28 protein-coding genes are annotated in these 26199 nt (G+C 70.4%); 22 read left to right on the top strand and 6 right to left on the bottom strand.

Features of this window, described 5'->3' with window-relative positions:
• Positions 1 to 104: 104 nt before the first annotated feature.
• The 8 genes from hemL to ACFYNL_RS32995 all read left to right on the top strand — a co-directional run bounded on the left by hemL (position 105) and on the right by ACFYNL_RS32995 (position 8420).
• Positions 105 to 1439 (top strand): glutamate-1-semialdehyde 2,1-aminomutase, encoded by a 1335-nt coding sequence (gene hemL, locus ACFYNL_RS33030; RefSeq protein WP_388809976.1) that lies wholly within the window; start codon positions 105 to 107, stop codon positions 1437 to 1439.
• Positions 1436 to 2164, top strand: coding sequence for a histidine phosphatase family protein (locus ACFYNL_RS33025; RefSeq protein WP_388809974.1), 729 nt, complete (start codon positions 1436 to 1438; stop codon positions 2162 to 2164). Before hemL ends, ACFYNL_RS33025 begins: the two co-directional genes overlap by 4 nt.
• A gap of 149 nt (positions 2165 to 2313) precedes the next feature.
• Positions 2314 to 3615: a hypothetical protein gene (locus tag ACFYNL_RS33020; RefSeq protein ID WP_388809972.1), complete on the top strand. Its 1302-nt coding sequence runs from the start codon at positions 2314 to 2316 to the stop codon at positions 3613 to 3615.
• A gap of 66 nt (positions 3616 to 3681) precedes the next feature.
• Positions 3682 to 4287, top strand: a complete 606-nt coding sequence (locus ACFYNL_RS33015) for a TlpA family protein disulfide reductase (protein ID WP_388809969.1) — start codon at positions 3682 to 3684, stop codon at positions 4285 to 4287.
• 1 nt (position 4288) lies between these two features.
• A complete protein-coding gene (locus tag ACFYNL_RS33010; protein ID WP_388809966.1) occupies positions 4289 to 5056 on the top strand; it encodes a cytochrome c biogenesis CcdA family protein in 768 nt (255 codons plus the stop codon).
• A gap of 4 nt (positions 5057 to 5060) precedes the next feature.
• A complete protein-coding gene (locus ACFYNL_RS33005) occupies positions 5061 to 6830 on the top strand; it encodes a cytochrome c biogenesis protein ResB (protein ID WP_388809964.1) in 1770 nt (589 codons plus the stop codon).
• A complete protein-coding gene (gene ccsB / locus ACFYNL_RS33000) occupies positions 6827 to 7927 on the top strand; it encodes a c-type cytochrome biogenesis protein CcsB (RefSeq protein WP_388809962.1) in 1101 nt (366 codons plus the stop codon). The genes ACFYNL_RS33005 and ccsB overlap by 4 nt, the downstream gene beginning before the upstream one ends.
• Positions 7928 to 8015: 88 nt before the next feature.
• Positions 8016 to 8420 (top strand): SRPBCC domain-containing protein, encoded by a 405-nt coding sequence (locus tag ACFYNL_RS32995; protein ID WP_388809959.1) that lies wholly within the window; start codon positions 8016 to 8018, stop codon positions 8418 to 8420.
• Positions 8421 to 8525: 105 nt separating this feature from the next.
• Here the strand turns inward: ACFYNL_RS32995 and ACFYNL_RS32990 are convergent, their stop codons facing one another.
• Together ACFYNL_RS32990 and ACFYNL_RS32985 are read right to left on the bottom strand one after the other, a co-directional pair.
• Entirely contained in the window at positions 8526 to 9503 is a 978-nt protein-coding gene (locus tag ACFYNL_RS32990) for an isopenicillin N synthase family dioxygenase (RefSeq protein ID WP_388809957.1), read from the bottom strand.
• Entirely contained in the window at positions 9496 to 9945 is a 450-nt protein-coding gene (locus ACFYNL_RS32985) for a nucleoside deaminase (protein ID WP_388809955.1), read from the bottom strand. Before ACFYNL_RS32985 ends, ACFYNL_RS32990 begins: the two co-directional genes overlap by 8 nt.
• A gap of 279 nt (positions 9946 to 10224) precedes the next feature.
• Here ACFYNL_RS32985 and ACFYNL_RS32980 point away from each other — a divergent pair, with 279 nt between their 5' ends.
• Positions 10225 to 10740, top strand: a complete 516-nt coding sequence (locus ACFYNL_RS32980) for a hypothetical protein (protein ID WP_388809952.1) — start codon at positions 10225 to 10227, stop codon at positions 10738 to 10740.
• A gap of 61 nt (positions 10741 to 10801) precedes the next feature.
• Here ACFYNL_RS32980 and ACFYNL_RS32975 read toward each other — a convergent pair whose 3' ends face one another.
• On the bottom strand, positions 10802 to 11779 hold the full coding sequence (locus ACFYNL_RS32975; RefSeq protein WP_388809950.1) for a zinc-binding alcohol dehydrogenase family protein: 978 nt from the start codon (positions 11777 to 11779) through the stop codon (positions 10802 to 10804).
• 163 nt (positions 11780 to 11942) lie between these two features.
• Between ACFYNL_RS32975 and ACFYNL_RS32970 the strand changes: the two genes are divergently transcribed.
• Complete coding sequence (locus ACFYNL_RS32970) at positions 11943 to 12278, top strand: ArsR/SmtB family transcription factor (RefSeq protein WP_388809948.1); 336 nt, start codon at positions 11943 to 11945, stop codon at positions 12276 to 12278.
• A 151-nt stretch (positions 12279 to 12429) separates the two neighbouring features.
• Here ACFYNL_RS32970 and ACFYNL_RS32965 read toward each other — a convergent pair whose 3' ends face one another.
• Positions 12430 to 12753, bottom strand: coding sequence for a PLD nuclease N-terminal domain-containing protein (locus tag ACFYNL_RS32965; protein ID WP_388809946.1), 324 nt, complete (start codon positions 12751 to 12753; stop codon positions 12430 to 12432).
• Between the two features lie 88 nt (positions 12754 to 12841).
• On the opposite strand from ACFYNL_RS32965, the gene ACFYNL_RS32960 reads away from it, so the two are divergent.
• From ACFYNL_RS32960 to ACFYNL_RS32905, 12 genes are all read left to right on the top strand, one after another.
• Complete coding sequence (locus ACFYNL_RS32960; RefSeq protein WP_388809943.1) at positions 12842 to 14293, top strand: menaquinone biosynthesis decarboxylase; 1452 nt, start codon at positions 12842 to 12844, stop codon at positions 14291 to 14293.
• Positions 14290 to 15192 carry a menaquinone biosynthesis prenyltransferase MqnP gene (mqnP, locus tag ACFYNL_RS32955; protein WP_388809941.1) on the top strand — a complete coding sequence of 301 codons (903 nt, stop codon included), beginning with the start codon at positions 14290 to 14292 and terminating at the stop codon, positions 15190 to 15192. The genes ACFYNL_RS32960 and mqnP overlap by 4 nt, the downstream gene beginning before the upstream one ends.
• A gap of 44 nt (positions 15193 to 15236) precedes the next feature.
• On the top strand, positions 15237 to 15800 hold the full coding sequence (locus ACFYNL_RS32950; RefSeq protein WP_388809939.1) for a Uma2 family endonuclease: 564 nt from the start codon (positions 15237 to 15239) through the stop codon (positions 15798 to 15800).
• Positions 15801 to 15831: 31 nt separating this feature from the next.
• Positions 15832 to 16506, top strand: coding sequence for a UbiX family flavin prenyltransferase (locus ACFYNL_RS32945; protein WP_388809936.1), 675 nt, complete (start codon positions 15832 to 15834; stop codon positions 16504 to 16506).
• Between the two features lie 68 nt (positions 16507 to 16574).
• Positions 16575 to 17030 carry an Lrp/AsnC family transcriptional regulator gene (locus ACFYNL_RS32940; protein WP_388809934.1) on the top strand — a complete coding sequence of 152 codons (456 nt, stop codon included), beginning with the start codon at positions 16575 to 16577 and terminating at the stop codon, positions 17028 to 17030.
• Positions 17031 to 17120: 90 nt separating this feature from the next.
• Positions 17121 to 18284 carry an aminofutalosine synthase MqnE gene (gene mqnE / locus ACFYNL_RS32935; RefSeq protein ID WP_388809932.1) on the top strand — a complete coding sequence of 388 codons (1164 nt, stop codon included), beginning with the start codon at positions 17121 to 17123 and terminating at the stop codon, positions 18282 to 18284.
• 50 nt (positions 18285 to 18334) lie between these two features.
• Positions 18335 to 19006 (top strand): UdgX family uracil-DNA binding protein, encoded by a 672-nt coding sequence (locus tag ACFYNL_RS32930; RefSeq protein ID WP_388809929.1) that lies wholly within the window; start codon positions 18335 to 18337, stop codon positions 19004 to 19006.
• A 40-nt stretch (positions 19007 to 19046) separates the two neighbouring features.
• A complete protein-coding gene (locus tag ACFYNL_RS32925) occupies positions 19047 to 19571 on the top strand; it encodes a GNAT family N-acetyltransferase (RefSeq protein ID WP_388809926.1) in 525 nt (174 codons plus the stop codon).
• A 75-nt stretch (positions 19572 to 19646) separates the two neighbouring features.
• Positions 19647 to 19940: a DUF4229 domain-containing protein gene (locus ACFYNL_RS32920; RefSeq protein WP_388809924.1), complete on the top strand. Its 294-nt coding sequence runs from the start codon at positions 19647 to 19649 to the stop codon at positions 19938 to 19940.
• Positions 19941 to 20294: 354 nt separating this feature from the next.
• Positions 20295 to 21935 (top strand): SPFH domain-containing protein, encoded by a 1641-nt coding sequence (locus tag ACFYNL_RS32915; protein ID WP_388809922.1) that lies wholly within the window; start codon positions 20295 to 20297, stop codon positions 21933 to 21935.
• Positions 21932 to 23278 (top strand): SPFH domain-containing protein, encoded by a 1347-nt coding sequence (locus ACFYNL_RS32910; protein WP_388809919.1) that lies wholly within the window; start codon positions 21932 to 21934, stop codon positions 23276 to 23278. The genes ACFYNL_RS32915 and ACFYNL_RS32910 overlap by 4 nt, the downstream gene beginning before the upstream one ends.
• Before the next feature lie 70 nt (positions 23279 to 23348).
• Positions 23349 to 24008 (top strand): TetR/AcrR family transcriptional regulator, encoded by a 660-nt coding sequence (locus tag ACFYNL_RS32905; protein ID WP_388809917.1) that lies wholly within the window; start codon positions 23349 to 23351, stop codon positions 24006 to 24008.
• On the opposite strand, the gene ACFYNL_RS32900 is transcribed toward ACFYNL_RS32905, so the two are convergent.
• Positions 23993 to 24838, bottom strand: coding sequence for a MaoC family dehydratase (locus tag ACFYNL_RS32900; RefSeq protein ID WP_388809915.1), 846 nt, complete (start codon positions 24836 to 24838; stop codon positions 23993 to 23995). The two genes, ACFYNL_RS32905 and ACFYNL_RS32900, sit on opposite strands and share 16 nt — an antisense overlap.
• On the bottom strand, positions 24838 to 26139 hold the full coding sequence (locus ACFYNL_RS32895; RefSeq protein WP_388809912.1) for a 3-oxoacyl-ACP reductase: 1302 nt from the start codon (positions 26137 to 26139) through the stop codon (positions 24838 to 24840). Before ACFYNL_RS32895 ends, ACFYNL_RS32900 begins: the two co-directional genes overlap by 1 nt.
• Positions 26140 to 26199 lie beyond the last annotated feature (60 nt).

Genomic DNA, 26199 nt, shown 5'->3' with positions numbered 1-26199 from the left:
CCCGCTGTCGTCACCTTCCGCTGGCCTACCCTGAGGAGGTCACTGGCAACCGGAGTCCGTCAAACGTCGGAGAAGGTCAGAGAAGGTCGGAGTAGTCGCAGGTCATGAGCGAAGCGCCCTCTTCAGGAACGCCCTATCCATACGATGCGCCTGCCTCGCAGGCCCTGTTCGACCGTGCGGCATCCGTCACGCCGGGCGGCGTGAACAGCCCGGTGCGCGCATTCCGTGCCGTGGGCGGTACGCCCCGGTTCATGGTGTCCGGCACCGGTCCGTACCTGACCGACGCCGACGGGCGTGAGTACGTCGACCTCGTCTGTTCCTGGGGTCCCATGATCCTCGGGCACTCCCACCCCGAGGTCGTCGCCGCCGTCCAGGACGCCGTCTCGCGCGGCACCTCCTTCGGTACTCCCGGTGAGGGGGAGGTCGCGCTCGCCGAGGAGATGGTGGACCGGATCGAGCCGTTGGAGCAGGTGCGGCTGGTCTCCAGCGGGACCGAGGCCACCATGTCGGCCATCCGGCTCGCCCGCGGGTTCACCCGACGGACCAAGGTGATCAAGTTCGCCGGTTGCTACCACGGGCACGTCGACTCGCTGCTCGCCGCGGCCGGGTCGGGGGTCGCCACCTTCGCGCTTCCGGACACCCCCGGTGTCACCGGCGCCCAGGCCGGCGACACCATCGTCCTGCCGTACAACGACCTCGAAGCCGTCCAGGAGGCCTTCCACCGCCACCCCGGCGAGATCGCCTGCGTCATCACCGAGGCCTCGCCCGGCAACATGGGTGTCGTCCCGCCGCTCCCCGGCTTCAACCAGGGACTGAAGGACGCCTGCCGGGAGAACGGCGCGCTCTACATCTCCGACGAGGTCATGACCGGCTTCCGTACCAGCCGAGCCGGGTGGTACGGCGTCGACGGGGTGCGGCCCGACCTCATGACCTTCGGCAAGGTGATGGGAGGCGGCTTCCCGGCCGCCGCGTTCGGCGGTCGCGCCGACGTCATGGCCCACCTCGCGCCCGCCGGGCCCGTCTACCAGGCCGGCACCCTCTCCGGGAACCCCGTCGCCACCGCCGCGGGCCTCGCCCAGCTGCGGCTCCTCGACGAGGCCGCGTACGCCAAGGTCGACGCCGTGTCGGAGACCGTCCAGTCCCTCGTCACCGAGGCGCTGACGAAGGAAGGCGTGGCCCACCGGCTGCAGAACGCCTCCAACATGTTCTCCGTCTTCTTCACGGACCGGGCGGTACGGAACTACGAGGACGCCAAGCGGCAGGAGTCCTTCCGCTTCACCGCCTTCTTCCACGCGATGCTGGCCCAGGGCGTCTACCTGCCGCCGTCGTCCTTCGAGTCCTGGTTCGTCTCCACGGCCCATGACGACCGGGCCGTCCAGCTGATCGCCGACGCCCTCCCGGCGGCGGCCCGAGCGGCGGCGGAGGCCACGGCGGCATGAGCGACGACATCGACAAGAACGCCGGCAGCGAGAAGGGCGTCGAGAAGAACGACGGCGACATCACCGTCGTCCACCTCATGCGGCACGGCGAGGTCGACAACCCGGACGGGATCCTCTACGGCCGGCTCTCCGGGTACCACCTGTCGGAGCTGGGGCGGCAGATGGCCGACCGGGTCGCCGAGCATCTGGCCTCCCGTGACATCACGTACGTCTGCGCCTCCCCGCTGGAGCGGGCGCAGGAGACGGCGACGCCGATCGCCAAGGCGCACGGGCTCGACCTCGCCACCGACGCCCGGCTCATCGAGGCCGACAACGTCTTCCAGGGCAAGACCTTCGGCGTGGGGGACGGCGCACTGCGGCGGCCCGAGAACTGGAAGCACCTGTTCAACCCCTTCAAGCCGTCCTGGGGCGAGTCCTACGTCGACCAGGTCATCCGGATGATGGGCGCGCTGGGCTCCGCCAAGGACGCCGCGCGCGGGCACGAGGCCGTGCTGGTCAGCCATCAGCTGCCGATCTGGATCGTGCGCAGCTATGTCGAGAAGCGGCGGCTGTGGCACGACCCGCGCAAGCGGCAGTGCACGCTCGCGTCCCTGACGACCTTCACCTATCAGGGCGACAGGATCGTCTCCGTCGGCTACACCGAGCCCGCCATCGATCTGGTCCCGGCCCATCTGCGCGCCGGTGCGAGGCCGACGAAGGGGAAGGGCAAGGCCTTCGGCGCGTAGGGCACGCCGACAGACCCCATGGGCCCCGCCGCCCGCTAAGACATGTTCGTGACATTAGTGGCGAAATATGTACTAGTTGGCGGAACCTCCCCGTTCCGCATGTCCTCTGACTGGGTGACCACCAGTGGATGTGTACGAATGGGGATGCAATGCGCAGGCTCACCCGAAGGGGAATGCTCGGGCTCGGTGCGGGTGCCGCGGCGGCCGCCGGTCTCGCCGGCTGCGGCACCCTCACGTCGTCAGACGGGTCGAAGGGCGACAAAGGTTCCGCCGGCAAGAAGGACAACCGGCCCGGCGCCCACTCCGACCCGGCACGCCCCATCGGCGACGGCTCCACCTCGTACACCGGCAAGCAGCCGAACCAGCCGGCCAGGCCCGAGCCGCTGGAGCCGGGTCAGGAACCGCCGCAGTTCGTGGTCTTCTCCTGGGACGGCGCCGGCGAGGTCGGCAACGGCCTCTTCCCGCGCTTCCTCGACCTCGCCAAGGGGCACGAGGCGCACATGACGTTCTTCCTCTCGGGGCTCTACCTGCTCCCCGAGTCGAAGAAGCGGCTCTACGAGCCCCCGAACAACCCGCGCGGCGCCTCCGACATCGGCTACCTCACCGACGACCACATCAAGGCGACCCTGAAGAACGTCCGCCGCGCCTGGCTGGACGGCCATGAGATAGGCACCCACTTCAACGGCCACTTCTGCGGCGGCACCGGCACCGTCGGCAACTGGACCCCGAAGCAGTGGCGCAGCGAGATCGAGCAGGCCAAGTCCTTCGTGAAGGAGTGGCGGACCAACTCCGGGTGGACCGATCTGCCGTCCCTGCCCTTCGACTACGACAAGGAACTGGTCGGCGGCCGTACCCCCTGCCTGCTCGGCCAGGACAACCTGCTGCCCACCGCCCGTGAACTGGGCTGGCGCTACGACGCCTCCTCGCCCGGCGGGCGCCAGGTGTGGCCGGTGAAGAGGCAGGGGCTGTGGGACCTTCCGTTGCAGCAGATACCTTTCCCCGGACGTTCGTTCGAAGTCCTTTCCATGGACTACAACATGCTCGCCAACCAGTCGATCAACTCGACGAAGGCGCCCAGCCACAACTACCCGGGCTGGCGGGAGCAGTCGGCGCAGGCCTACATCCAGGGCTTCAAGCGGGCGTACGAGACCAACCGCGCCCCCTTCTTCATCGGCAACCACTTCGAGCAGTGGAACGGCGGCATCTACATGGACGCCGTCGAGGAGGCCCTCAAGCACATCGCGCGGGAGAAGGAGAAGGGCGCCGACATCCGGCTCGTCTCGTTCCGGCAGTTCGTGGACTGGATGGACGTGCAAAAGCCCGACGTGCTCGCCAGGCTGCGCACCCTGGAGGTCGGACAGGAGCCCGCGGGCGGCTGGAAGGCGTTCATGAAGGGCGGCTCCAGCGGCTCCTCCACCAGCTCTTCCGCCGGGTCCGAGAACGCCGCCTGAAATGCGGGTTTCCGCCCGCAAGGGGGGTGCGCAAGATCCCCAGAACGGGCATGCGAAACTTTTCACATGAGTGCCGCCCGTCGCGCCCGAAGCCGTGTCGCCCTGCTCGCCACCACCAGCGCCGCCGTCGCCGCGCTGACCCTGTCCGCGTGCAGTTCGGGCGGTACGTCCGGGGGTGGCGGCGACACCAACTTCGTCACCGGCAACAACGGCATCGCCACGGTCCCGCAGGGCGAGCGCGCCGACGCGCCCGAACTGTCCGGCAAGACCATCGACGGCAAGCAGCTGAGCACGGCCGACTACAAGGGCAAGATCCTCGTGGTCAACGTGTGGGGGTCGTGGTGCTCGCCCTGCCGGGCCGAGGCGAAGAACCTCCAGACCGTCTACGAGGACCTCAAGGGCCAGGGTGTCGAGTTCGTCGGCATCAACACCCGCGACACCAGCACCACGCCCGCGAAGGCCTTCGAGAAGGAGTTCGGGGTCACCTACCCGAGCCTGTACGACCCGACGGGCAAGCAGATGCTCCGCTTCAACAAGGGCACGCTCAACCCGCAGCTGATCCCCTCCACGCTCGTCATCGACCGCAAGGGCCGGATCGCGGCGCGTGCGTTGCAGGCCCTCAGTGAGGACACACTGCGCAGCATGATCAAGCCCGTCCTCGCGGAGAAGTGACGTGAGCGCAGTCACCACGCTCGCCGCGGAGTACAACGGCACCGTGCTGCACGGCGCCCTGCTGCTTGCCCTCCCGATCGCCGTGCTCGGCGGCCTCGTCTCCTTCTTCTCCCCGTGCGTCCTGCCGCTGGTCCCCGGATACCTCTCCTACGTCACCGGGGTCAGCGGCACCGACCTGGCCGAGGCCCGGCGCGGCCGGATGGTCGCCGGTGCCTCCCTGTTCGTGCTCGGTTTCACCGCGGTCTTCGTCTCCGGCGGGGCCCTGTTCGGCTACTGGGGCTCGACCCTCCAGGAGAACAAGGACGTCCTGACGAAGGTCCTCGGCGTCCTCATGGTGCTCATGGGCGTCTTCTTCATGGGACTGATGCCCTGGCTCAGCCAGCGGGAGTTCCGCTTCCACACCAGGCCGGCCACCGGGCTGGCCGGGGCACCCCTGCTCGGCGCCCTGTTCGGCATCGGCTGGGCGCCCTGCATCGGACCGACCCTGTCCTCCGTGCAGACGCTCGCCTTCACCGAGGCCAGCGCCGGACGCGGCGCCATACTGACCGTCGCCTACTGCCTCGGCCTCGGCATCCCGTTCGTCCTCACTGCCGTAGCCTTCCGCAAGGCCCTCGGCGCCTTCGCCTGGGTCAAGCGCCACTATGTCTGGGTGCTGCGCATCGGCGGCACGATGATGATCGTGACCGGTGTGCTGCTGCTGACCGGCGCGTGGGACCGCATCGTGCAGGAGATGCAGGTCTGGTCCGACGGCTTCACTGTGGGGATCTGACTCGATGAGCGACACCAAGACCAGCGCACCCGACGACACCCCGGGCCGATCCGTGGACCAGGACCTGGGCGCCGCCGGCTCCCAGCTCTCCACCGCCCCCGCCGAGGAGATCGCGAACCTGCCCTCCCTCGGCGTGATCGGCTGGATCCGCTGGTTCTGGCGGCAGCTCACCTCGATGCGGGTCGCGCTCCTGCTGCTCCTGCTGCTGTCGCTCGGCGCGATCCCCGGCTCGCTCATCCCGCAGTCCGGCGTCGACGAGACCAAGGTCGCCGAGTTCCGCAAGGTTCACGAGACGCTCTCGCCGATCTACGACAAGCTCGGCCTCTTCAACGTCTACAGCTCGGTGTGGTTCTCCGCGATCTACATCCTGCTGTTCGTCTCCCTCATCGGCTGCATCGTCCCGCGTACCTGGCAGTTCGTCGGCCAGCTGCGCGGCCGCCCGCCGGCGGCCCCGAGGCGCCTGACCCGGCTGCCCGCCCACACCACCTGGCGCACCGAGGCCGAGCCCGAGCAGGTCCGCGAGGCCGCGCTCGCCCTGCTGAAGAAGCGCCGCTTCCGCGCCCATCTCACCGGTGACGCCGTCGCCGCCGAGAAGGGCTATCTGCGCGAGGTCGGCAACCTCGCCTTCCACATCGCGCTGATCGTGATGCTGATCGCCTTCGCCTGGGGCCAGCTGTACAAGTCCGAGGGGAACAAGCTGATCGTCGAGGGCGACGGCTTCTCCAACACCCTCACCCAGTACGACGACTTCAAGTCCGGCAGCCTCTTCAGCCAGGACGACCTCGACCCGTTCAGCTTCACCCTGAAGAACTTCAAGGGCACCTACGAGGCGAGCGGCCCCAACCGCGGCACCCCGCGCACCTTCGAGGCCGACCTCACCTACAGCGTGGGCGCCTTCGGCAAGGACAGGAAGACCACCGTCAAGGTCAACGAGCCGCTGGAGATCGGCGACTCCAAGGTCTACCTGGTCAGCCACGGATACGCCCCCGTGATCACGGTCCGCGACGGCAGGGGCGAGGTGGTCTTCCACGACGCCGTGCCCCTCCTTCCGCTGGACGGCAACGTCACCTCCACCGGCGCGATCAAGGTCATGGACGGCTACCGCGACGCCAAGGGCAAGTGGGACCAGCTCGGCTTCCAGGCCTTCTTCCTCCCCACCTATGTCAAGGGCAACGAAATCGCCTCGCAGTTCCCCGCACTGCTCAGCCCGATCATGAACCTGGAGGCCTACCACGGTGAGCTCGGTGTGAACTCGGGCCTGCCGCAGAGCGTGTACCAGCTGAACAAGAAGAACCTGAAGGGCTTCAAGGACGCCAAGGGCGCACAGCTCCGGGAGAACCTGCGCCCCGGCGAGACCATGAAGCTTCCGAACGGCGCCGGCTCGATCACCTTCGAGAAGGACATCAAGGAGTGGGCCGGCTTCCAGGTCGCCCGCCAGCCCGGCAGCGGCTGGGCGCTCGCCGGTTCGATCGCCGCGATCTTCGGCCTCGCCGCCTCCCTGTTCATCCAGCGCCGCCGCGTGTGGGTGCGGGCCACCACCGGCGCCGACGGTGTCACCGTCGTGGAGATGGCCGGGCTCGGCCGCAGCGAGTCCGCCAAGGTGCCCGAGGAACTCGGCGACCTCGCCGGAGTCCTCTACGAGCAGGCCCCCGGCGCACCCGACGCCGACGACCACGCGCGGGACGACGGCTCACCGGCCGACGGCTCCGACGACACCCCCACCTCCACCCCCGACCCCCAAGTCGCACCCGCCGAAGGGGCTGAGACCAAGTGACTCTCGCCGCCGCGACCGAGCTGGCCGCCGCCACCAACGAAAACCTCGCGAGCATCAGCAACACGCTGATCTACTCGTCGATGGCCGTGTACACCCTGGCCTTCTTCGCGTACATCGCCGAATGGCTCTTCGGCAGCCGCAGCAAGGTCGGCCGCACGGCCGCCGCGCTCACCCCGGCGAAGCCCAGGAAGGCCGAGGCGCCGGCCGTCACCGTGACCAAGGGTGGCGCGACCGCCGTACTGGAGCGGCCGAAGGTCGTGGTGCGGGCCACGGGCGGGCAGCGGGACGTGCCGGACGGCCCCGGTGCGCACGGTGGGGACGAGCAGGGGGACCTCTACGGGCGTATCGCCATCTCCCTCACCGTCCTCGCGTTCCTGATCGAGTTCGGTGGTGTGCTCACCCGGGCACTGTCGGTGCAGCGGGCGCCCTGGGGCAACATGTACGAGTTCAACATCACCTTCTCGACGGTGGCCGTCGGCGTGTACCTCGCGCTGCTCGCCCTGAAGAAGAACGTGCGCTGGCTCGGGCTGTTCCTGATCACCACGGTCCTCCTCGATCTCGGTCTCGCCGTCACTGTCTTGTACACCGCCAGCGACCAGTTGGTTCCCGCCCTTCACTCGTACTGGCTCTACATCCACGTCTCCACGGCGATCTTCTGCGGCGCGGTCTTCTACCTCGGCGCGGTCTCCACTCTGCTGTACCTCTTCAAGGACTCGTACGAGAACAAGCTGGCGAGCGGCGGTGCCCCGGGCCGCTTCGCCAACTCGGTGCTCGACCGGCTGCCCGCCGCGGCGTCGCTGGACAAGTTCTCCTACCGCGTCAACGCCGCCGTCTTCCCGCTGTGGACCTTCACGATCATCGCGGGCGCCATCTGGGCGGGCGACGCGTGGGGCCGCTACTGGGGCTGGGACCCCAAGGAGACCTGGTCCTTCATCACCTGGGTCGCCTACGCCTGCTACCTGCACGCCCGTGCCACGGCCGGCTGGAAGGGCCGCAAGGCCGCCTATCTGGCCCTGATCGCCTTCGGCTGCTGGCTGTTCAACTACTACGGCGTCAACATCTTCGTCTCCGGCAAGCACTCGTACGCCGGCGTGTGACCGCGGCCCCGGAGCCGGCCTGCGTCGACAGAGCAGGTCAGCGAACGTAAGGGGTGCGTTTCGCGCCCGGCAGGGTCAGGCTGGTGTCATGACCGGTTCGATCGAACAGGGCATCAGCCAGACCCACGGGGACACCCACGTCCTGCACCTGCTCGTACGGCTCCCCCGCCCCATGGAGGCGGTCTGGCCCTCGCTGGCCACCCCGGACGGCCTCGCGTCCTGGTTCACCCCGGCCGACGTCCTCGAACCCCACCTCGGCGGCGCGATCACGCTGCGGGACGTGGGGGAGGGCCGGATCACCGCGTGGGACGTGGAGCGGGTCGCCGAGTACACGGTGGAGGGCGGCGGCCGGATCAGGTTCCATCTGGAGCGGGACGGGGACGAGGGCTCCGCCCTGCGCTTCACCCACGAGTTCCAGGACGAGGAGGAGCCGGAGCCCCACTGGCGGGAGCGCTTCGAGCGGCTGATCGGCGTACTCGCGGCCGGCACCTGACCCGCGTGCGGCGGCCCCGCCCGGGCGACCGTCACGTGAGGGGCGCGCGACCGTCGAGGCGATGACGTCCCGCAGCCGCTCCACGTGGAGGAACGGTCGCCGTGATCAGCCCACGGTGATCGAGTCCAGCTTCTGCCGCAGGTACACGTGGGAGTCGACGGGCTCGTACACCACCCGGCCCACCGGGGCGGGCACGGACTCGACGAGCGTCCCGGGCGTGCACTCCCCGAAGTAGACGAGGGACATCAGCTCCTCGGCGGGCGCGTCGGCGGGCGGCGGCAGCACGCGATGCCGCCCGGACCGCCAGCGGTCGCCGGTCCAACGGGCCATGAGATCACCGATGTTGATGGTGAAGGCCTCCGGGTCGTACGGCGCGTCCTCCCACCCGGCTCCTCCGTCCGCGGGGTCGGTGTAGACCTGCAGCCCGCCCTTGCCCGCCTGCCGGTCGAGGATCGTGACGGTGCCGAAGTCGGTGTGCGGTCCGATGCGGAACTGACCGGGCGCCGGCTGCCCGACGACCTCGGTGCCCGGGTACCAGTTGATGTTGAAGCCGTACGTCGGATGATCCATGTGCCGGGTGAAGAAGTCCGGTTCGAGGCCGAGGGCTTCGCCGAGCAGGGAGAGCAACCGGTTCTCCAGCTCGCCCATCCGCGCCAGGTACTCCTCGCACAGCGCCCGCAGCTCCGGCACCTGAGCGGGATAGACGTTCGGCGCGTACCACTCGGCGTTGACGACCGGGTCCTCGAAGGGCTCGTGCGTCGCGAAGGTCAGGGACTCCTTCAGATCCGGCGGGGTCTCGGTGCCCTCCGCGTACCCGTTGGCCTCCGCGCCCGGCCCGAGCCAGCCGCGTCCGCCGACCTTCGCCGCGTAGCGCTGCTTGACCTCGGCCGGGAGCGTGAAGAAGGCACGGGCGGCCGTGCGGACGCGGGCCCGCAGCGCCGGGTCCACCCCGTGCCCGGTGACCAGGAGGAACCCGGCGGTCCGCAGGGCCTCGTCGACGGTGCGGGCGATCCTCGCGCGTGCCTCGGCGTCACCTTCGAGCCAGGGCCTGAGGTCGATCGTCGGAATGCGTGGCTCACTCACCGATGTCCTCGTTCCACAGTGCCGGATGGTTCTGGATGAAGTCGCGCATCATGTCGACGCACTCCGGATCGTCCAGCAGCACGATCTCCACGCCGTGCTCGGCGAGCCAGTCGTGCCCGCCGTGGAAGGTGGCCGCCTCGCCGATCACCACCCGTGAGATGCCGAACTGCCGGACCAGACCGGAGCAGTACCAGCAGGGCGAGAGCGTGGTCACCATGGTCGTTCCGCGGTACGACCGCTGCCGCCCCGCCGCCCGGAAGGCGGCCGTCTCGGCGTGCATGGACGGGTCGCCGTCCTGGACGCGCCGGTTGTGGCCGCGGCCCAGCAGCGTGCCGTCGGCCCCGTACAGCGCGGCCCCGATCGGAATGCCGCCCTCCCCGAGCCCGGCCCGGGCCTCCGCGACGGCGGCGGTCAGCCATCGGCGTGCCTCTGCCTGATCCATGTCCACACTCTCCTGTGCCGGGAGCGGGAGGGCAACGGCGGACCCGCGCGGGCGCCCGGGGCGCGAAGGTGCGGCGATCAGCGGTGGGCGGTGCCGCGCAGGATCGGGCGGACCGGGTCCCGACTCGGCCCACGCCTCGGTCGGCGACACGGAGTTCGCCGCCCGCGCGGCGTTCGCTCGGGCGTCCCGGGCGCGATAAATCGGTGGCCGTTCGCCGGTACATGCGCTTGCGTGGTGCGCCGTGGCGGTCACGAGGACCGCGGGGACGGGGGAGATCGGTTGGCGGGCATGGAGCGGGCATGGCGGTTCGCCGAACTGCGGCAGCGGGGAGCCGCGCTGGCCGCCTTCGTGGCGGCGTGTGCCGAGAGCCGCGAACGGGCGCAGTGGGCGAGCACGTCGGCGGTCCGGCTGATGAGCTGCGGGCCGTCCGAACTCGACGAGGCCGAGGACATCGTCCGGACGCTGACCGACTGGGCCGACGACCTCGCCGACCACCCGCACCACCCCGCGCAGCCCCGGCCCGACGAGGTCGACCGCCTGGTCCGCGACCACGTCAAGGACGTCCTGCGCGACCGCCTCACCGTCGAGGCACGCAACTGGATGTCGCGGACCAAGCTCTCCCTGGACGTCTACTTCTTCCAACTGCGCCGGGTCAGCGGACTGGACCCGCGCATCCGCGAGGACGTCTTCTACACCTACGGTCGCGGCACGATGGCCCTCGACTCCGGCCGCCGTGAGGCAGCGGAGCGCGAGGTGCTGCGGCTGCGGGAGCTACGGGACACCTACGCCGCGTAGGCGCCTCAGGGGTCCTTTCACTATGAGCGTGCGACCCGGACGGGCATAGTGAAAGGACCCCTCAGCCGCCGGACACCCGCAGCAGCAGCTTCCCGGTGCTCGTCCGGGCGCCCATGAGGCGATGCGCCTGAGCGGCCTCGCCCAGGTCGAACTCCGCCGTGACCGGCAGCTTCACCGTGCCGTCCACGACGGTGGCGAAGGCGCGTCCGGCGAGCGCCCGCAGTGCGGCCGGGGCCGTCGCGGCCAGCGAGAGGATCGAGAAGCCGCTCACCGTCACGCCGCGCGGGTACAGCTCGCCCTGCCCCACCTGCCACGGCTCGGCCGAGCTCGCGTTCCCGAAGGAGACCAGCCGGCCGAAGACCGCCAGGGAGGCCAGGGACGCCCGGAAGGTGGGGCCGCCCACCGGGTCCAGGGCCAGGTCGACCCCGCGGTCGCCCGTCGCGGCCCGCACCGCCTTCTCGAACTCCCCGACGAACACCTCGTCGTACCCGTGCTCACGGGCGTACGCCGCCTTGGTCTCGCCCGACACCACGCCGTACACCGCACCGGCGCCGGCGGCGCGCGCCAACTGGCCCGCCACCGTGCCGATCCCGCCCGCCGCACCCTGTACGAGCACCGTCTCGCCGGGCTGGAACCGCCCGACGGAGTGCACCAGGGCGTAGGCGGTCGGCACCACCGTGGGCAGCGTGGCGGCGGTGCGCAGGTCGATGCCGGACGGCACCGCGAACACGGTCGGGGCGTCGGCGACAACCACCTCCGCGTACGCCCCACCGCCGGTCAGCGCGGCCACCTCCTGCCCGACGACCAGGTCCGTCACGCCCGCGCCGACAGCCCGGACCCGCCCCGACACCTCCAGGCCGGGGACGAACGGCAGCTTCGGCACCCGGTAGCCCTCCGCGCGTGCCTTGAGGTCGGCGAAGTTCACCCCGGCGTAGGCCACGTCGATGCTCACCTGGCCGGGGCCCGGCTCGGGAACCTCCGTGTCCAGGACCGTGAGGACCTCGGGACCGCCGTACTCCTGCACCTCGACCGCGCGCATGGCGACAACACCTCTCCAGAGTGTTCAACAGGGATCGAACACTCGGGAGTGTATGGTTTTCATCGAACACTCGGCAAGGCAGCACTCGGCAACACTCGACAACCGGTGATCCGACGGATCCCGCCGGTGAACAGGTCGGGGTGAACAGGCCAGGGGGTAAGGCGTGGTTCAGCGCACCGGCAGCGGACATCGGGCCGCCCCCGAGCACACCCACCCGGACGACGTCCCCGTCCAGGCGGCCCTCGCCGCGCTCGCCGACCCCGTACGCATTGCGCTGGTCAAGGAGTTGGCGTCGTCGGCCGACTGGTCCCGCAGTTGCGGCAGCTTCGACGTTCCCGTCGGCAAGGCGGCCCTCAGCCATCACTTCGCCGTACTGCGCGGAGCCGGCCTCGTGGAGCAGCGCGACGAGGGGCCCAGGCGGGTCAACCGGCTGCGGAAGGAAGAGTTCGACGCGCGGTTCCCCGGGCTGCTGGACCTGGTCCTGCGCGGGGACGGGTAGGGATCGAGGACGCCGGCGACCCCTCGGCGAGCGCGCCCCGCCGGCCCGCCGTCACACGTCGCCCCGCCCCGGCACGTGCCGCCGGGTCCCACGCGACCGGCTGCGACGCCGGCATGATCCGAACGGCAGGCTCAGGAGCCGCAGTTCCCTGTCAGGGCTCGTCCCGCTTGTTCCCGTCGCCCTTCTTCCTGTCGTCGTCCTCGTCCAGGGACTTCAGGAACTCGGGGTTGTCGTCGGGCGCGATCCACTGCCGGCGCCGGCGGTCCCGTACCCCGGACCAGCCGTCGGCCGCCGGGCTGCGCTTCTTGCCCGCGATCAGCCAGGAGATGGAGCCGACGAGCGGGAACACCAGGACGAGGATCGCCCACAGCGGCTTGGGCATGTGGCGGATGTCGTCCTCCTTCGTGCTGATGCAGTCGATGAACGCGTAGACGCTCAGCGCCAGTGGCACGAGGAACATCAGCACCCGGAGCATGGGCCCTCTCCAGCGAAACGGTCGTCGGGGCCGGGGGCGCGGCCCCCGGGTTCATGGCCAGGGTAGCCGCTCGGGGATACTTGACCCCATGGCTTACGACGATCTTCGTTCCCTGCTCAGGGCACTGGAGCGCGAAGGTGACCTCAAGCGCGTCAAGGCTGAGGTCGATCCGTATCTGGAGGTCGGGGAGATCGTCGACCGGGTGCAGAAGTCCGGCGGTCCCGCGCTGCTCTTCGAGAACGTGAAGGGGTCGTCGATGCCCCTCGCGATGAACGTCTTCGGGACGGACCGGCGCCTGCTGAAGGCCCTGGGCCTGAAGTCGTACGGCGAGATCTCCGGCAAGATCGGCGGCCTGCTCAAGCCCGAGCTGCCGCACGGCTTCGTCGGCGTGCGCGAGGCGTTCGGGAAGCTCGGCGCGATGACGCACGTGCCGCCCAAGAAGGTCAAGGACGGCCCCGTCCAGGAGGTCGTGCTCACAGGCGACGACGTCGACCTCGACCGGCTGCCCGCGCTGTTCACCTGGCCCAAGGACGGCGGCTCCTTCTTCAACCTGGGGCTCACGCACACCAAGGACCCGGAGACCGGCGTACGCAACCTGGGCCTGTACCGGCTCCAGCGCCACGACAGGCGCACCATCGGCATGCACTGGCAGATCCACAAGGACAGCCGCAACCACTACCAGGTTGCCGCGAGGAGGGGGGAGCGGCTGCCGGTCGCCATCGCCTTCGGCTGCCCGCCCGCGGTGACGTACGCCTCCACCGCCCCGCTCCCCGGCGACATCGACGAGTACCTGTTCGCCGGGTTCCTCGCCGGCAAGCGGATCGAGATGGTGGACTGCAAGACGGTGCCGCTCCAGGTCCCGGCGCAGGCGGAGGTCGTGCTGGAGGGGTGGCTGGAGCCCGGCGAGATGCTTCCGGAGGGCCCCTTCGGGGACCACACCGGCTTCTACACCCCGCAGGAGCCCTTCCCGGCCCTGACGATCGACTGTGTGACGATGCGGCGCCGCCCCCTGCTCCAGTCGATCGTCGTCGGCAGGCCGCCGACGGAGGACGGACCCCTGGGCCGGGCGACGGAACGCTTCTTCCTCCCCCTGCTCAAGATCATCGTCCCGGACATCGTGGACTACCACCTGCCGGAAGCCGGCGGCTTCCACAACTGCGCGATCGTCTCGATCGACAAGAAGTACCCCAAGCACGCGCAGAAGGTCATGCACGCGATCTGGGGCGCCCACATGATGTCCCTGACCAAGCTGATCGTGGTCGTCGACTCCGACTGCGACGTCCATGACCTGCACGAGGTCGCCTGGCGGGCGCTCGGCAACACCGACTACGCCCGTGACCTCACGGTCGCCGAAGGCCCCGTCGACCATCTCGACCACGCCTCCTACCAGCAGTTCTGGGGCGGCAAGGCGGGGATCGACGCGACGAAGAAGTGGCCCGAGGAGGGGTACACGCGCGACGGCGGCTGGCCCGACATGGTGGAGTCCGACCCCGAGACGGCGGCGAAGGTCGACCGCCGCTGGAAGGAGTACGGCCTGTGAGCAGCGCCTCCGCCGCGATCCCGCAGCCAGGACGGACGAAGGCGTTCCTGCGGCTGGTCATGATCGAGCACTCGGTGTTCGCGCTGCCCTTCGCGTACATCGCCGCGCTCACCGCGATGTTCCAGTGGGACCGGAACATCCACTGGGGCCGGTTGCTGCTGGTCACCATCTGCATGGTGGGCCTGCGCACGTTCGCGATGGCCGTGAACCGGATCATCGACCGCGAGATCGACGCCCGTAACCCGCGTACCGCGCAGCGCGAGCTGGTGACCGGCGCGATGTCGGTCCGGCACGCCTGGACGGGCGCGCTGATCGCCCTGGTGGTCTTCCTGGGTGCGGCGGCGCTGCTGAACCCGCTGTGCCTGGCCCTCGCCCCCGTCGCGGTGATCCCGATGGTCGTCTACCCCTACGGCAAGCGGTTCACGAACTTCCCGCAGGCCATCCTGGGCCTGGCACAGGCGATGGGCCCGGTCGGGGGCTGGCTCGCGATCACCGGCTCCTGGTCCTGGGACGCGGTGATCCTCGGCCTCGCCGTGGGCGTCTGGATCGGCGGCTTCGACCTGATCTACGCCTGCCAGGACGTGGAGGCCGACCGCGAGATCGGCGTCATGTCGGTCCCGGCCCGCTTCGGCGTCCCGGCGGCGGTCTGGGGCGCGCGGGTCTGTCACGCGATCACCACGGCCCTGTTCGTCTGGTACGCGCTCGCCACCGACGCGGGTGCGTTCCTCTGGCTGGGCCTGCTGATCGTGGCCGGGGCGTTCGTGTACGAGCACTCGATCGTCCGCCCCCACGACCTGTCCCGCGTGAACCGGGCGTTCTTCAGTGTCAACGGATTCATCGGGATTGCCCTGTTCGTGTGCGCGCTGCTCGATCTCCTGGTTCGGGGTCTGACCGTGTAAGTACGGTGCGGCCTACCATCGAGGGCAGAGAGAGGGAGGCCGACGTGACCATCTCGGACAGCGACCGCCCGCACTCGCAGCTCGCCCGGTACGAGGACATGTTCCGCGGGTACCGGATGGAGATTGTCGAGGGCAACATCGTGATGAGTCCGCTCAGGCCGTTCCACAACGAAACCATCATGCGGCTCTGGACGCAGTTGGAAGATCAAGTGGGCCCGGAGTGGGGTTTCATCAGCGATGTGGCGATTCCGTTCAGCGACGACTTCGAGTTCTGTCCCGATCTCGCGCTCATTCCCGCGGCCGAGAAGAACCGGAATCCGACGTCCTACGCACCCGACCTCATCGAACTCGCCATCGAAGTGGTCTCCCCGAGCAGCGTCCGCAACGACTACGAGGTCAAGAACGGTCAGTACGCGGCTCGGGGCATCCAGAATTACCTGATCTTCGATCCGCAGCAGGGCCACCTGGTCACGCACTGGAACCCCGGTCCCGACGGGTACCTTGGGCGGGACACGCTTCCGTACGGCGGTGAAATCGCCGTCGAGACCAAGGTCGGGCGTCTCACAGTCGACACCGGTCGCCTCCCGGTGGACTCCGGCCCGTCCTGAACCCGGTTCGCGCCGCCGGTAGGCTCAGGGTGTGAACGCAGGAGAAAAGCAGCGCGTGCCTTGGATCGTGGGGGTGTCCGGGGCGTCCGGGACGCCGTACGCGGCCGCAGTGCTGCGTGCGCTGCTGGCGGCCGGTGAAAGCGTCGACCTCGTGGTGTCCCGGGCCTCGCGGCTCACCCTGCTCGACGAGACCGGGATCTCCTTCCGCGACGCCCACTGGCAGGACGACCTGCGCGCATGGCTGTCCCGTGGCGCCGACGGCAAGCCGGGGACCTTCGACGTCGACGTCGACGGCGTACGGCACTGGAGCGCGGGGGACTTCGCCGCCGGGCCGTCCTCGGGGTCGTATCCGGTGAAGGGCATGCTGATCGTGCCCGCCTCCACCGCCTGCGTCGCCGGCGTCGCGCTCGGGCTGTCGAAGGACCTGCTGCAGCGGGCAGCGAGCGTCACCCTGAAGGAGGGGCGCAAGCTGGTCGTGGCCGTACGCGAGACCCCGCTGAACGGCCAGATGCTGCGCCATCTCGTCACCCTGGACGACGCGGGCGCGGTCGTCGTACCGGCGTCGCCCGCCTTCTACGCGGGCGCCACCCACATCCAGGACCTCGTCGACTTCGTCGCCGGACGCGTGCTCGACGCGGCGGGCGTCGATCACCGGCTGTACCGCCGCTGGAAGGGCGAACTCGGCGGCGGAACCCGCACGGCATGAAGGCCATCTGAGCAAGTCGCAGTACCTCTCATCACTTCAGGAACTTTCACCGGAAGGCTTCGAATCGCATGGACGCGGTGGACAGGCAGCTCATCCAGGCCCTGAGGGAGAACGGCCGGGCCTCCTACGCGGAGCTGGGACGCCTCGTCGGCCTGTCGGGACCCAGCGTCACCGACCGCATCAACCGGCTGGAGGCGGCCGGCGTCATCACCGGCTACCGCGCCACCGTCGACGCCGCCTCGCTCGGCCTCGGCGTGACCGCGCTGATCGGCATCTCGCTGTCCGACGCCACCGACCACGAGGACGTGGCCGCCCGGATGAAGGACCTCAGCGAGATCGAGGACTGCTGGTTCATCGCCGGCGACGACTCCTACATGCTCAAGGTGCGGGCCAGCGACGTGGACGGCCTGGAGAAGATCATCCGGCGGCTCAGCGGCACCAAGGGCGTCTCCCGCACCCGTACCACCATCGTGCTCTCCACCAAGTGGGAGAACCGGGTCGGAGAGCTGCCCGAAGAGGTCTGAGCCCCGAGGCGCGCTGCGCCGGACGGGGGCACCTCGCGCCTGAAGGGCGGGGGAGTACGGTGGGGTCGGGTTTCGTAGAAAGGTGTGGGAATGGACGTCGGGCTCAAGCGCGAGCTGGAGGAGAAGGTCCGCTCCGGTGAGCGGCTGTCCCGCGAGGACGGCATCGCGCTGTACGAGTCGGACGACCTGGCCTGGCTCGGCGGGCTCGCCCACGAGGTGCGCACGCGCAAGAACGGCGACGTCGTGCACTTCAACGTCAACCGGCACCTCAACATGACGAACGTGTGCACGGCCTCCTGCGCCTACTGCTCCTTCCAGCGCAAGCCGGGCGAGAAGGACGCGTACACGATGCGCATCGAGGAGGCGGTCAAGCTCGCCAAGGCGATGGAGGGCGAGAACCTCACCGAGCTGCACATCGTCAACGGCCTCCACCCGAACCTCCCGTGGCGCTACTACCCGCGCTCGCTGCGGGAGCTGAAGGCCGCCCTGCCGAACGTGTCGCTGAAGGCGTTCACGGCCACGGAGATCCACCACTTCGAGACGATCAGCGGGCTGAGTGCGAGCGAGATCCTCGACGAGCTCATCGACGCGGGTCTGGAGTCCCTCACCGGCGGCGGCGCCGAGATCTTCGACTGGGAGGTCCGACAGCACATCGTGGACCACCGCACCCACTGGGAGGACTGGTCGCGGATCCACCGGCTGGCGCACGAGAAGGGGCTCAAGACCCCGTGCACCATGCTGTACGGCCACATCGAGGAGCCCCGTCACCGCGTCGACCACGTCCTGCGCCTGCGCGAGCTCCAGGACGAGACGAACGGCTTCCAGGTCTTCATCCCGCTGCGCTACCAGCACGACTTCGTCGACGTGCAGGACGGCAAGGTCCGCAACCGCCTCCAGGCCCGGACCCAGATGGCCACCGGCGCCGAGGCGCTGAAGACCTTCGCGGTCTCCCGTCTGCTCTTCGACAACGTCCCGCACGTGAAGGTCTTCTGGGTCATGCACGGCGTCCAGACCGCCCAGCTGGCCCTCCAGCACGGCGCCGACGACATGGACGGCTCGGTCGTCGAGTACAAGATCACGCACGACGCGGACAACTTCGGCACGCCGAACAAGCTGACCCGCGAGGACCTGCTGGACCTGATCAGGGACGCCGGTTTCCGGCCGGTGGAGCGCAACACCCGGTACGAGATCATCCGGGAGTACGACGGCCCGGACCCGCTGCGCCGGGAGTCGCCGCAGCCCATGCGGGTGTGATCCACCCGCGCGTGCCGTGACGGCGCCCGATCGAGGGGTACCCGTGCGGCATGGCCAGTACGAAGGCGACCTCCCGCACCCCTGAGGACGCCTACACCGCCGAACCCTTCGTGCCCGACCGCGGTGGCCTGCCCGCCCTGCGTCGCGCCGCCGCCGAGTGCCGGGGCTGCCCCCTGCACCGGGACGCCACGCAGACGGTGTTCGGCGCCGGGACCAGAAACGCTCGCGTCATGCTCGTCGGTGAACAGCCCGGTGATCAGGAGGACCGCCAGGGCAGGCCCTTCGTGGGTCCGGCGGGCAGGCTGCTCGACCGGGCTCTCGCCGAGGCGGGCATCGACCCCGGCGAGGCCTACGTCACCAACGCGGTCAAGCACTTCAAGTTCACCCGGGCGGAACCCCGTAAGCGCCGTATCCACAAGGCGCCCTCGCTGCGCGAGATGACCGCGTGCGGACCCTGGCTGGCCGCCGAACTGGCCGTCGTGGAGCCGGAGCTGATCGTGCTGCTGGGCGCGAGCGCGGGCAAGGCGCTGCTCGGTTCGTCGTTCCGGGTGGGCGAGGTGCGTGGGGCGCTGCTGGAGCGCGAGATCCACGGCCGGCCGGAGAAGCTGGTGGCGACGGTGCACCCGTCGTCGGTGCTGCGCGCGCAGGACGACGCCGACCGGAAGGCGGCCTACGAGGGCCTGGTCTCGGATCTGAAGGTGGCGGCCCGGGCGTTGTCGTAACACTCCCGCACAAGCCCTTTGTAATGGCTACGATTGTCCGGTGGCCCTTACCTTCACACTCGATCCCGCCGTCACCCCCGACCTGCGCGACGGCATCCTCGACCTGTGGACCGACGTCTCCAACGCGGGCGGAGCCGTCGGCTTCGTGCCGCCGGTGACGAGGGAGGCGGTCCGGCCCGAGCTGGTGCGGCACTTCGCGGGGATGGCGGAGGGGCGCAGCCGGCTGCTGGTCGGACACGACGAGGCGGGCGAGGTGTCCGCGACGGCCTTCTTCACCTTCAACACCCACCACCTGATGGCCCACTGGGTGTGGCTGTACACGGTGATGGTGCACCCCCGCCACCAGGGCAGGGGCCACGGCCGCGATCTGCTGACGGCCGCCGAGGAGGCGGCCCGCACCTTCGACGGGATCGAGGCGATCCGCCTGAGCTGCCGGGGCGGCCTCGGCCTGGAGCACTTCTACGGCTCCTGCGGCTACAAGGAGGTCGGCCGGATCCCGGACGCCATCCGGGTCGCGCCGGGCGACGACCGTGACGACGTGATCATGCTGCTGCCGCTCGAATGACCCCCCTGCAAGATCGGTGGATCGGCGTGCTTCACTGGACAGTGGCCCTTTTTGGAACCGGAAGAGTGGGTTGAGATGCTCCGCTACACACTGATGCGCCTCGGGATCTTCGTGGGCTGCTTCGTGGTCGTCTGGGGCCTCGTCTACTCCGGCCTCGTCCCCCGCGGCCTCGGCGACTCCAACGGCATCTGGATCGTCCTGCTCGCCCTGGTGCTCTCGGCCCCGATCAGCTTCGTCGTCCTGCGCAAGGAACGCGACCGGGCCTCCGAGCAGATCGTGCAGCGGGTCGACCGCATGAAGTCCAATCTGGATGCCAACCGCAGCCAGGAGGACGCGGCGGTCGACGAAGCGGTCCGCTCGCAGGGCTGACGGCCGGCGCACGACGGGGTCAGAGCCGGCCTCCCGTCGCGATCGGCCCGCCAGGAGCCTCGGTCCGTCCCGTCCCCCGGTGACCGTCGGCGCCTGCCGTTCTCGCGCGCGAGGTGCTGCGCGATCTTCCCGTGCGCTCCGCGACAGCCTTCAGGCCCCTGGTCCCCTCGTCCCCCCCCCGTCCTTTCCGGACCCCGGCAGCATTACCGGTAGGTAACTGTCCGGGGCACCCCCCTTAACCTTGTCCGGATCGAGGGTGTGGGATGGCCGGGATCACACCGGACCACACAGGTCACGCCCGACACCACGCCGGACGGGACATCCGGTCCGGCACTCGCACCAAGAGGGGGAACAGTGGCAAAAGCGCGAGCGCGCGCGCAGCAGGGCGCACGACGTGTCGCCGAGGCCGTCGCCTCCGGTACCGACCCGCGGACGGCCGCGCAGCAGGAACTGCGGCGGCAGGCCGGCGGACGCGGGGCACTGGAATCAGGCGCCGACGACTACGACGCGCAAGGGCAGGGCATCGACCCGGCCGACTTCCCGGCCGCCCGGGAGCAGGGCGGCTCCACCGCCACCGTCATGCGGCAGAAGACGGTGCCGCTGGACGAGGCCGGGGAGGCGCTCGGCCGCAGCGAGCAGGTACGCGAGGGCGGCGAGGTGGTGCACGCCATCTGCCCGATGGTGATGCCCAAGGGCCGCTCCATCGTCTCCATGCTGCCGGTGCTGACGCTGCTCGTGATCGGTGCGGTCGGCGCGTCCGTCGTGGGGGCGTCCGGCGCCGACGTGGTCACCAACCCGCTGTTCGGCGTGCACTACTGGGTCATCGCGGTGCTCGCCGTCGCCTTCGTGTGGTGGCGGCAGGGCATGGTCATGGTCCCGGACGGCTGCCAGGCGCTGATCACCCGGTTCGGCAAGCTGGAGAAGATCGTCGGCCCTGGCCGGGTCGTGCTGCTGAGCCCGTGGAAGCGGGTGTCGTACATCGTCAACACCACGCGTGAGTACCCGTTCAACGCGCCGGTGCGCGAGGCGCCGACCAAGGGTGGCGTGAAGGCGTCCATCGACCTGTTCATCCAGTTCCGGATCAGCGACCCGACCGAGTTCGTGTACACGCTGGGTGCGGTGCGCGGCTTCGAGGAGAAGCTGAGCAACGCCGTCAGCGAGACCATCCGCACGCTCGTCTACGAGCAGGAGGCGGCCGGCATCTACGACATGGTCGGCGAGGACACCGGCCGGCTGCTGGAGCAGCTCAACCAGCAGTTCCGCCCGGCCGTCGAGCTGACCAACGCCAACATCACCCACGCCGAACCGTCCGACCAGCGCTACCGCATGGACCTGGCGGCACCGGAGATGGTGCGGGTGGCCAAGGAGGCGTACACGCACGAGTACGCGCTCCAGCTGCGCAAGGAGCAGGACGAGGGCGACCTCACCCGGGAACTCGCCTCCAGCCTGGAGACGCTCTCCGCGATCCAGGCCGACATCGCCCAGTACCAGGCGCAGATGGACACGGCCGTGGAGCGCGAGACCAACCGCGCCGAGGCCCTCGCCCGGCAGCGCTATGTCCAGGCCGAGTCCGAGGCGAAGGCCAACGCGGCCCTCCTGGAGGCGCAGGCCCTCGACATCCGCGCGGTGACCGCAGCTGAGGCGCCGGAGATCCTGGAGTACCGCTACCAGCAGCAGGTGCTGGACACGCTGGAGCAGGTCGCGGACCATCTGCCGCGGCTCGTGCGCATCGGCGGCACGGCGGACGCGGGGATCGACTTCCTCGAACTGGCCCGAGAGTTGGTGGGCGAGCGCGGCACCGAGCTGTTCAGCGCCGAGGACATGGCCGCCGTACGGGCGCGTCTGTCCGAGGTGTCCGAGCGGATCGCCGCGCGTGAGGCGGAGATCGGCGCGCTGCTGGCGGCCGAGCGGCCCACCGTGCCGCAGGTGCCCGACCAGCCCGCCCCGACCGACCACCCCGACCGCTCCGACGCGTCCGAGGAGGCCGCCCAGTGAGCACCGCACGTTCCCACCGCCGGTCGGTCATCGCCGAGAAGGTCGCCCCCTGGAGCGACATCGCGCGGCTGCTGCGCGGCGGCGAGGCCGACACCCTGATCCCGGTGATCATCCCCCGTCACCGGCGCCGCCTGTGGTGGATGCTGCCGCTGTGGCTCGGCGTGTACGCCCTGCTCATGGGCGGGATGCTGTCCCTCCAGGAGGCGGACGCCGAGTCGGCCGCCGGGGACCTCGCCTACGGGGCCCTCGCCACCCTGTCCTACGTCGGCGGCGCCGTCCTGCTGCTGATCGGCGTGCTGTGGTGGTGGCGCTCCTCGATCGTCGAGATCGAGCAGGGCACCAACGGCGTGCTGACCCGCTACGGCGCCGTCACCCGCACCCTGGACGCCGGCCGCCACTACCTGTGGCACCCGTGGTCCCGGGTCGACTTCGTCGTCGACGTGGCCACCGAGATCCCCTACTCGGCGCCGGTGATGGCCTGCCCGACGCAGGAGAACGTGCCGCTGCGCTCGATCGAGTTCTTCCTGAAGTTCCGCATCACCGACGCGGTGCTGTTCGTCCGCACCATCGGCGCGGGCAACTTCGACCTGGTGCTCTCCAGCGCCGTACAGGACGCGATCCGCCAGCGGGCGCGCAAGATGCGCACCGAGCGGGCGTACGACCTGCGCGGCTCGGACGTGGCCGACATGCAGGAGCTGCTCAACCGTCAGCTGTCCGGGTACGGCGTGCGCATCACCGGCTCCAACATCCCGGACGTGCAGCTGCCGACGCAGTACCAGCAGCACCTGGCCACCCGGGAGCGGGTCGCCAAGGAGCGCACCGCCTACGACCAGGAGTGGGGCCTGATCCGCAAGCGCCGGATCGACCAGCTCGGCATGGACATCGAGCGCGCGAAGAAGGTCCGCGACGCCCGGATCGTCGAGGTGAAGGCCGCGCTGAACCGGGCTCGTGAGGAGGTGGCCCAGCTGCTGGAGCAGCAGGAGACCAATGCCCAGCGGGTGCGGTTCGAGATCGAGACGCGGGGCCGCAGCGGTCTGATCGCCGCCGAGAACGAGGCCCGCGCCCAGCGCGCCCTCGCCAAGGCGTACCGGGACAACCGGGCCGTGCTCCAGTACGAACTGGCCCGGCGTCGCCTGGAGGTGGGGGCGAAGCTCGCCGGGAAGGCACCGCAGCCGGTGGTCGTGCGCACCGACGGCACGGGCGCCGACACCTCGGCCCTGTCGACGCTGCTCACCGCGCAGTTGCTGCCCCGGCTGACGGCCCTGCCGTCCGCGGCCGGTGACGTACAGCCGTGGATGGACCGCGTGGCCCGGTTCGCGGACGACGCCGGCGGCGAGGAGTAGCCGCTCGCGAAGGCGCCGAGTGCGTACGGGCCGGGTGGGATCGCCCCTCCCGGCCCGTAGGCTGATCGGTATGGGTGCCGTGAAGACCAAGCGGATGCCGCGCGCCGTCCGTGAACAGCAGATGCTGGACGCCGCCGTGCGAACCTTCGGCCAACGGGGGTACATGGCCGCGTCGATGGACGAGATCGCCGAACTCGCGGGCGTCTCCAAGCCGTTGGTGTACCTGTATCTCAACTCGAAGGAAGACCTCTTCACCGCCTGCATACGACGCGAGGCGGCCGCGCTCACCGAGGCCGTCCGCGCGGGTGTGCGGCGCGATCTGCCCGCCGACCGCCAACTCTGGGAGGGGCTGGAGGCGTTCTTCACGCACACCGCCCGCAACCCGGACGGCTGGTCGGTGCTGCATCTGCAGGCCCGCACCCACGGTGAGCCCTTCGCGGGTGAGGTCGCCACGATGCGGGCGGAGATCGTCGCGTTCGTCACGCAGCTGATCCTGGCGGCGGCACGGGAGGCCCATCGCGACCCCGACCTGCCCGAGCACGAGGTGGCCGGGCTCGCCGAGGCCCTGGTGGGTGCCGCCGAGGCGCTCGCCGACTGGGCGAACGCCACGGGCGTGACGGCGCGGGAGGCGGCGGCCACCCTGATGAACTTCGCATGGTCGGGGCTGGGCAACATGATGGCCGGCCGGCCCTGGACCCCGCCGCAGGCCGCCGCTCAGGCGAGCGGCTGAACCCGGCCGGCCAGGTGCAGCCGCCCCGCCGGCCCGCCCCGCAGTTCGAACAGCCCGCCCTGCGCCGCGTACGTCACCGTCCCCGGCAGCAGCACCGGCGCCCTGAACGCGGCCTCCACCAGGACCGCTTCCGGCGTTCCGTGCGCGGCGAGGCAGCGGGCCACCGTCCACATGCCGTGCGCGATGGCGCGCCGGAAGCCGAACAGGCGGGCGGTGAGGGGGTGCAGGTGGATGGGGTTGCGGTCACCGGAGGCGGCGCCGTAGCGGCGGCCGATGTCGTCGGCGAGACGCCACTCGGCGACCGCGGGCAGCGGCTCGCGCTCCTCCTCGGCCGCCTCGGGGACCGGCTGCCGGGTGGTGCGGTGCCGGGCCAGGTACGTGCTCCGCGACTCCCACACGACCTCCTCGCCCGCCCGCAGCACGGTGACCACGCCGGCCTGCGTGCCGCGCCGGTGCGGGGCCAGTCCGTCGATGTGCACGGCCAGTTCGTACTGCCCGGTGGCCGTGAGTGCCCGGTACCGCGTGACGGAGATCGACGTGTGGACGAGGCCGAGCAGCGGAAGTGGGAAGTCCCGGCCGCTCATCAGCCGCATCGCCAGCGGGAACCCGAGCACGTGCGGGTACGTCACCGGCAGGGCGTCCTCGCCGGTGGGGAACCCGCAGACGCGTTCGTACGCGGCCAGCCGGGAGAGGTCCACGCGCAGGTCCGGCAGCACGAGCCGGGTGCGCGGGAACTCGGCGTCGGGGCCGGGTCGTTTGAAGGGGGACAGCAGGGCGCCCCGGGCGAGCAGGGGCGGCAGGGAGGGAGGTGCGGTGAGGACGACGGACATCAGGCCCCCAGCAGGCTCTGGCCGCATACGCGTACGACCTGGCCGTTGACGGCCCCGGATCCGGGGTCGGCCAGCCAGGCGGTCGTCTCGGCGACGTCGACGGGGAGCCCGCCCTGCGCGAGGGAGTTCATCCGGCGGCCCGCCTCCCGGATGAGCAGCGGGACCGCGGCGGTCATCTTCGTCTCGATGAAGCCCGGCGCGACCGCGTTCACCGTCACGCCGTGCTCGGCGAGCGCGCGCGGCGCGAGGGAGCGGACCAGGCCGACGACGCCCGCCTTGCTCGCGGCGTAGTTGGTCTGTCCGGCGTTCCCGGCCAGCCCGGCGATGGACGCGGTGGCCACGATCCGCCCGCCCCGGCGCAGGACCCCGTTCGTCAGCAGCGCGTCGGTCGTGCGCAGCACGCTCGCCAGGTTGACCTCCAGTACCGAACTCCAGCGTTCGGCGGGCATGTTGACCAGCCGCCGGTCCCGGGTGATCCCGGCGTTGTGGACCAGGACGTCCAGCCCGCCGGGCAGCGTGGCGGCGATGCGCTCGCCCGCGTCGTGCGCGGTGATGTCGAGCGCGAGGGCGGTGCCGCCGAGCCGCTCCGCGAGGCGCCGGGCTTCCGGTTCGGCCTGCGGCACGTCGAGTACGACGACATGGGCGCCGTCGGCTGCGAGGGTCTCGGCGACAGCCTCGCCGATGCCGCGCGCGGCGCCGGTGACCAGGGCGGTGCGGCCGGCCAGCGGGAGGTCGGGGTCCTCGGGTGCCGTGACCTGTTCGGTGCCGACCTCGATCACCTGGCCGCTGACGTACGCCGACTTGGGGGAGAGCAGGAAACGCAGGGTCGATGCGGCGGCCCGCGCTTCGGTCAGCCGGACGAGGTTCACGGTCCTGCCGCGTCCGATCTCCTTGCCGAGCGAGCGGGTGAAGCCCTCCAGGGCCTGCTGGACGGCCGCCTGGTGGTGGTCGGCGGGGTCGAGGGGGGCGCCGAGGACGACGACCCGGCCGCTGTCGGCGACCGACCGTACGACGGGGTGGAGGGCGGCGTGCACCTCGGCGAGCGTCTCGACGTCCCGGACCCCGGTGGCGTCCAGGAGCACGGCGGCCGGTTTCTCGGCGGCGGCCTTCAGATCGAGCCCCAGCGCGGTATCGGCCAGGTCCAGGTCCGACTTGCCGGCGGTACGCAGGAGCGTGTCGCCCGGAGGGGTCGGCCGCCCCGGCGACCGGCGTTTGAGTGGCGCGGGCCGCGGCAACCCGAGGCGGCGGCTGAGGAAGCGACCGGGCGCGGTGCCGGTGAAGGTCAGATAGCGGTCGGCCATGTCCAGCTCTCCAGTGCGCTCCAGTACTGACTCGGGAGTAAGGTTACCCGAGGTAAGCCC

This window comes from Streptomyces sp. NPDC007808, assembly GCF_042868655.1.
GTDB lineage: Bacteria > Actinomycetota > Actinomycetes > Streptomycetales > Streptomycetaceae > Streptomyces.
Note: the sequence above shows the minus strand (reverse complement) of the source record. Positions and strands in the feature narration are given on the sequence as shown.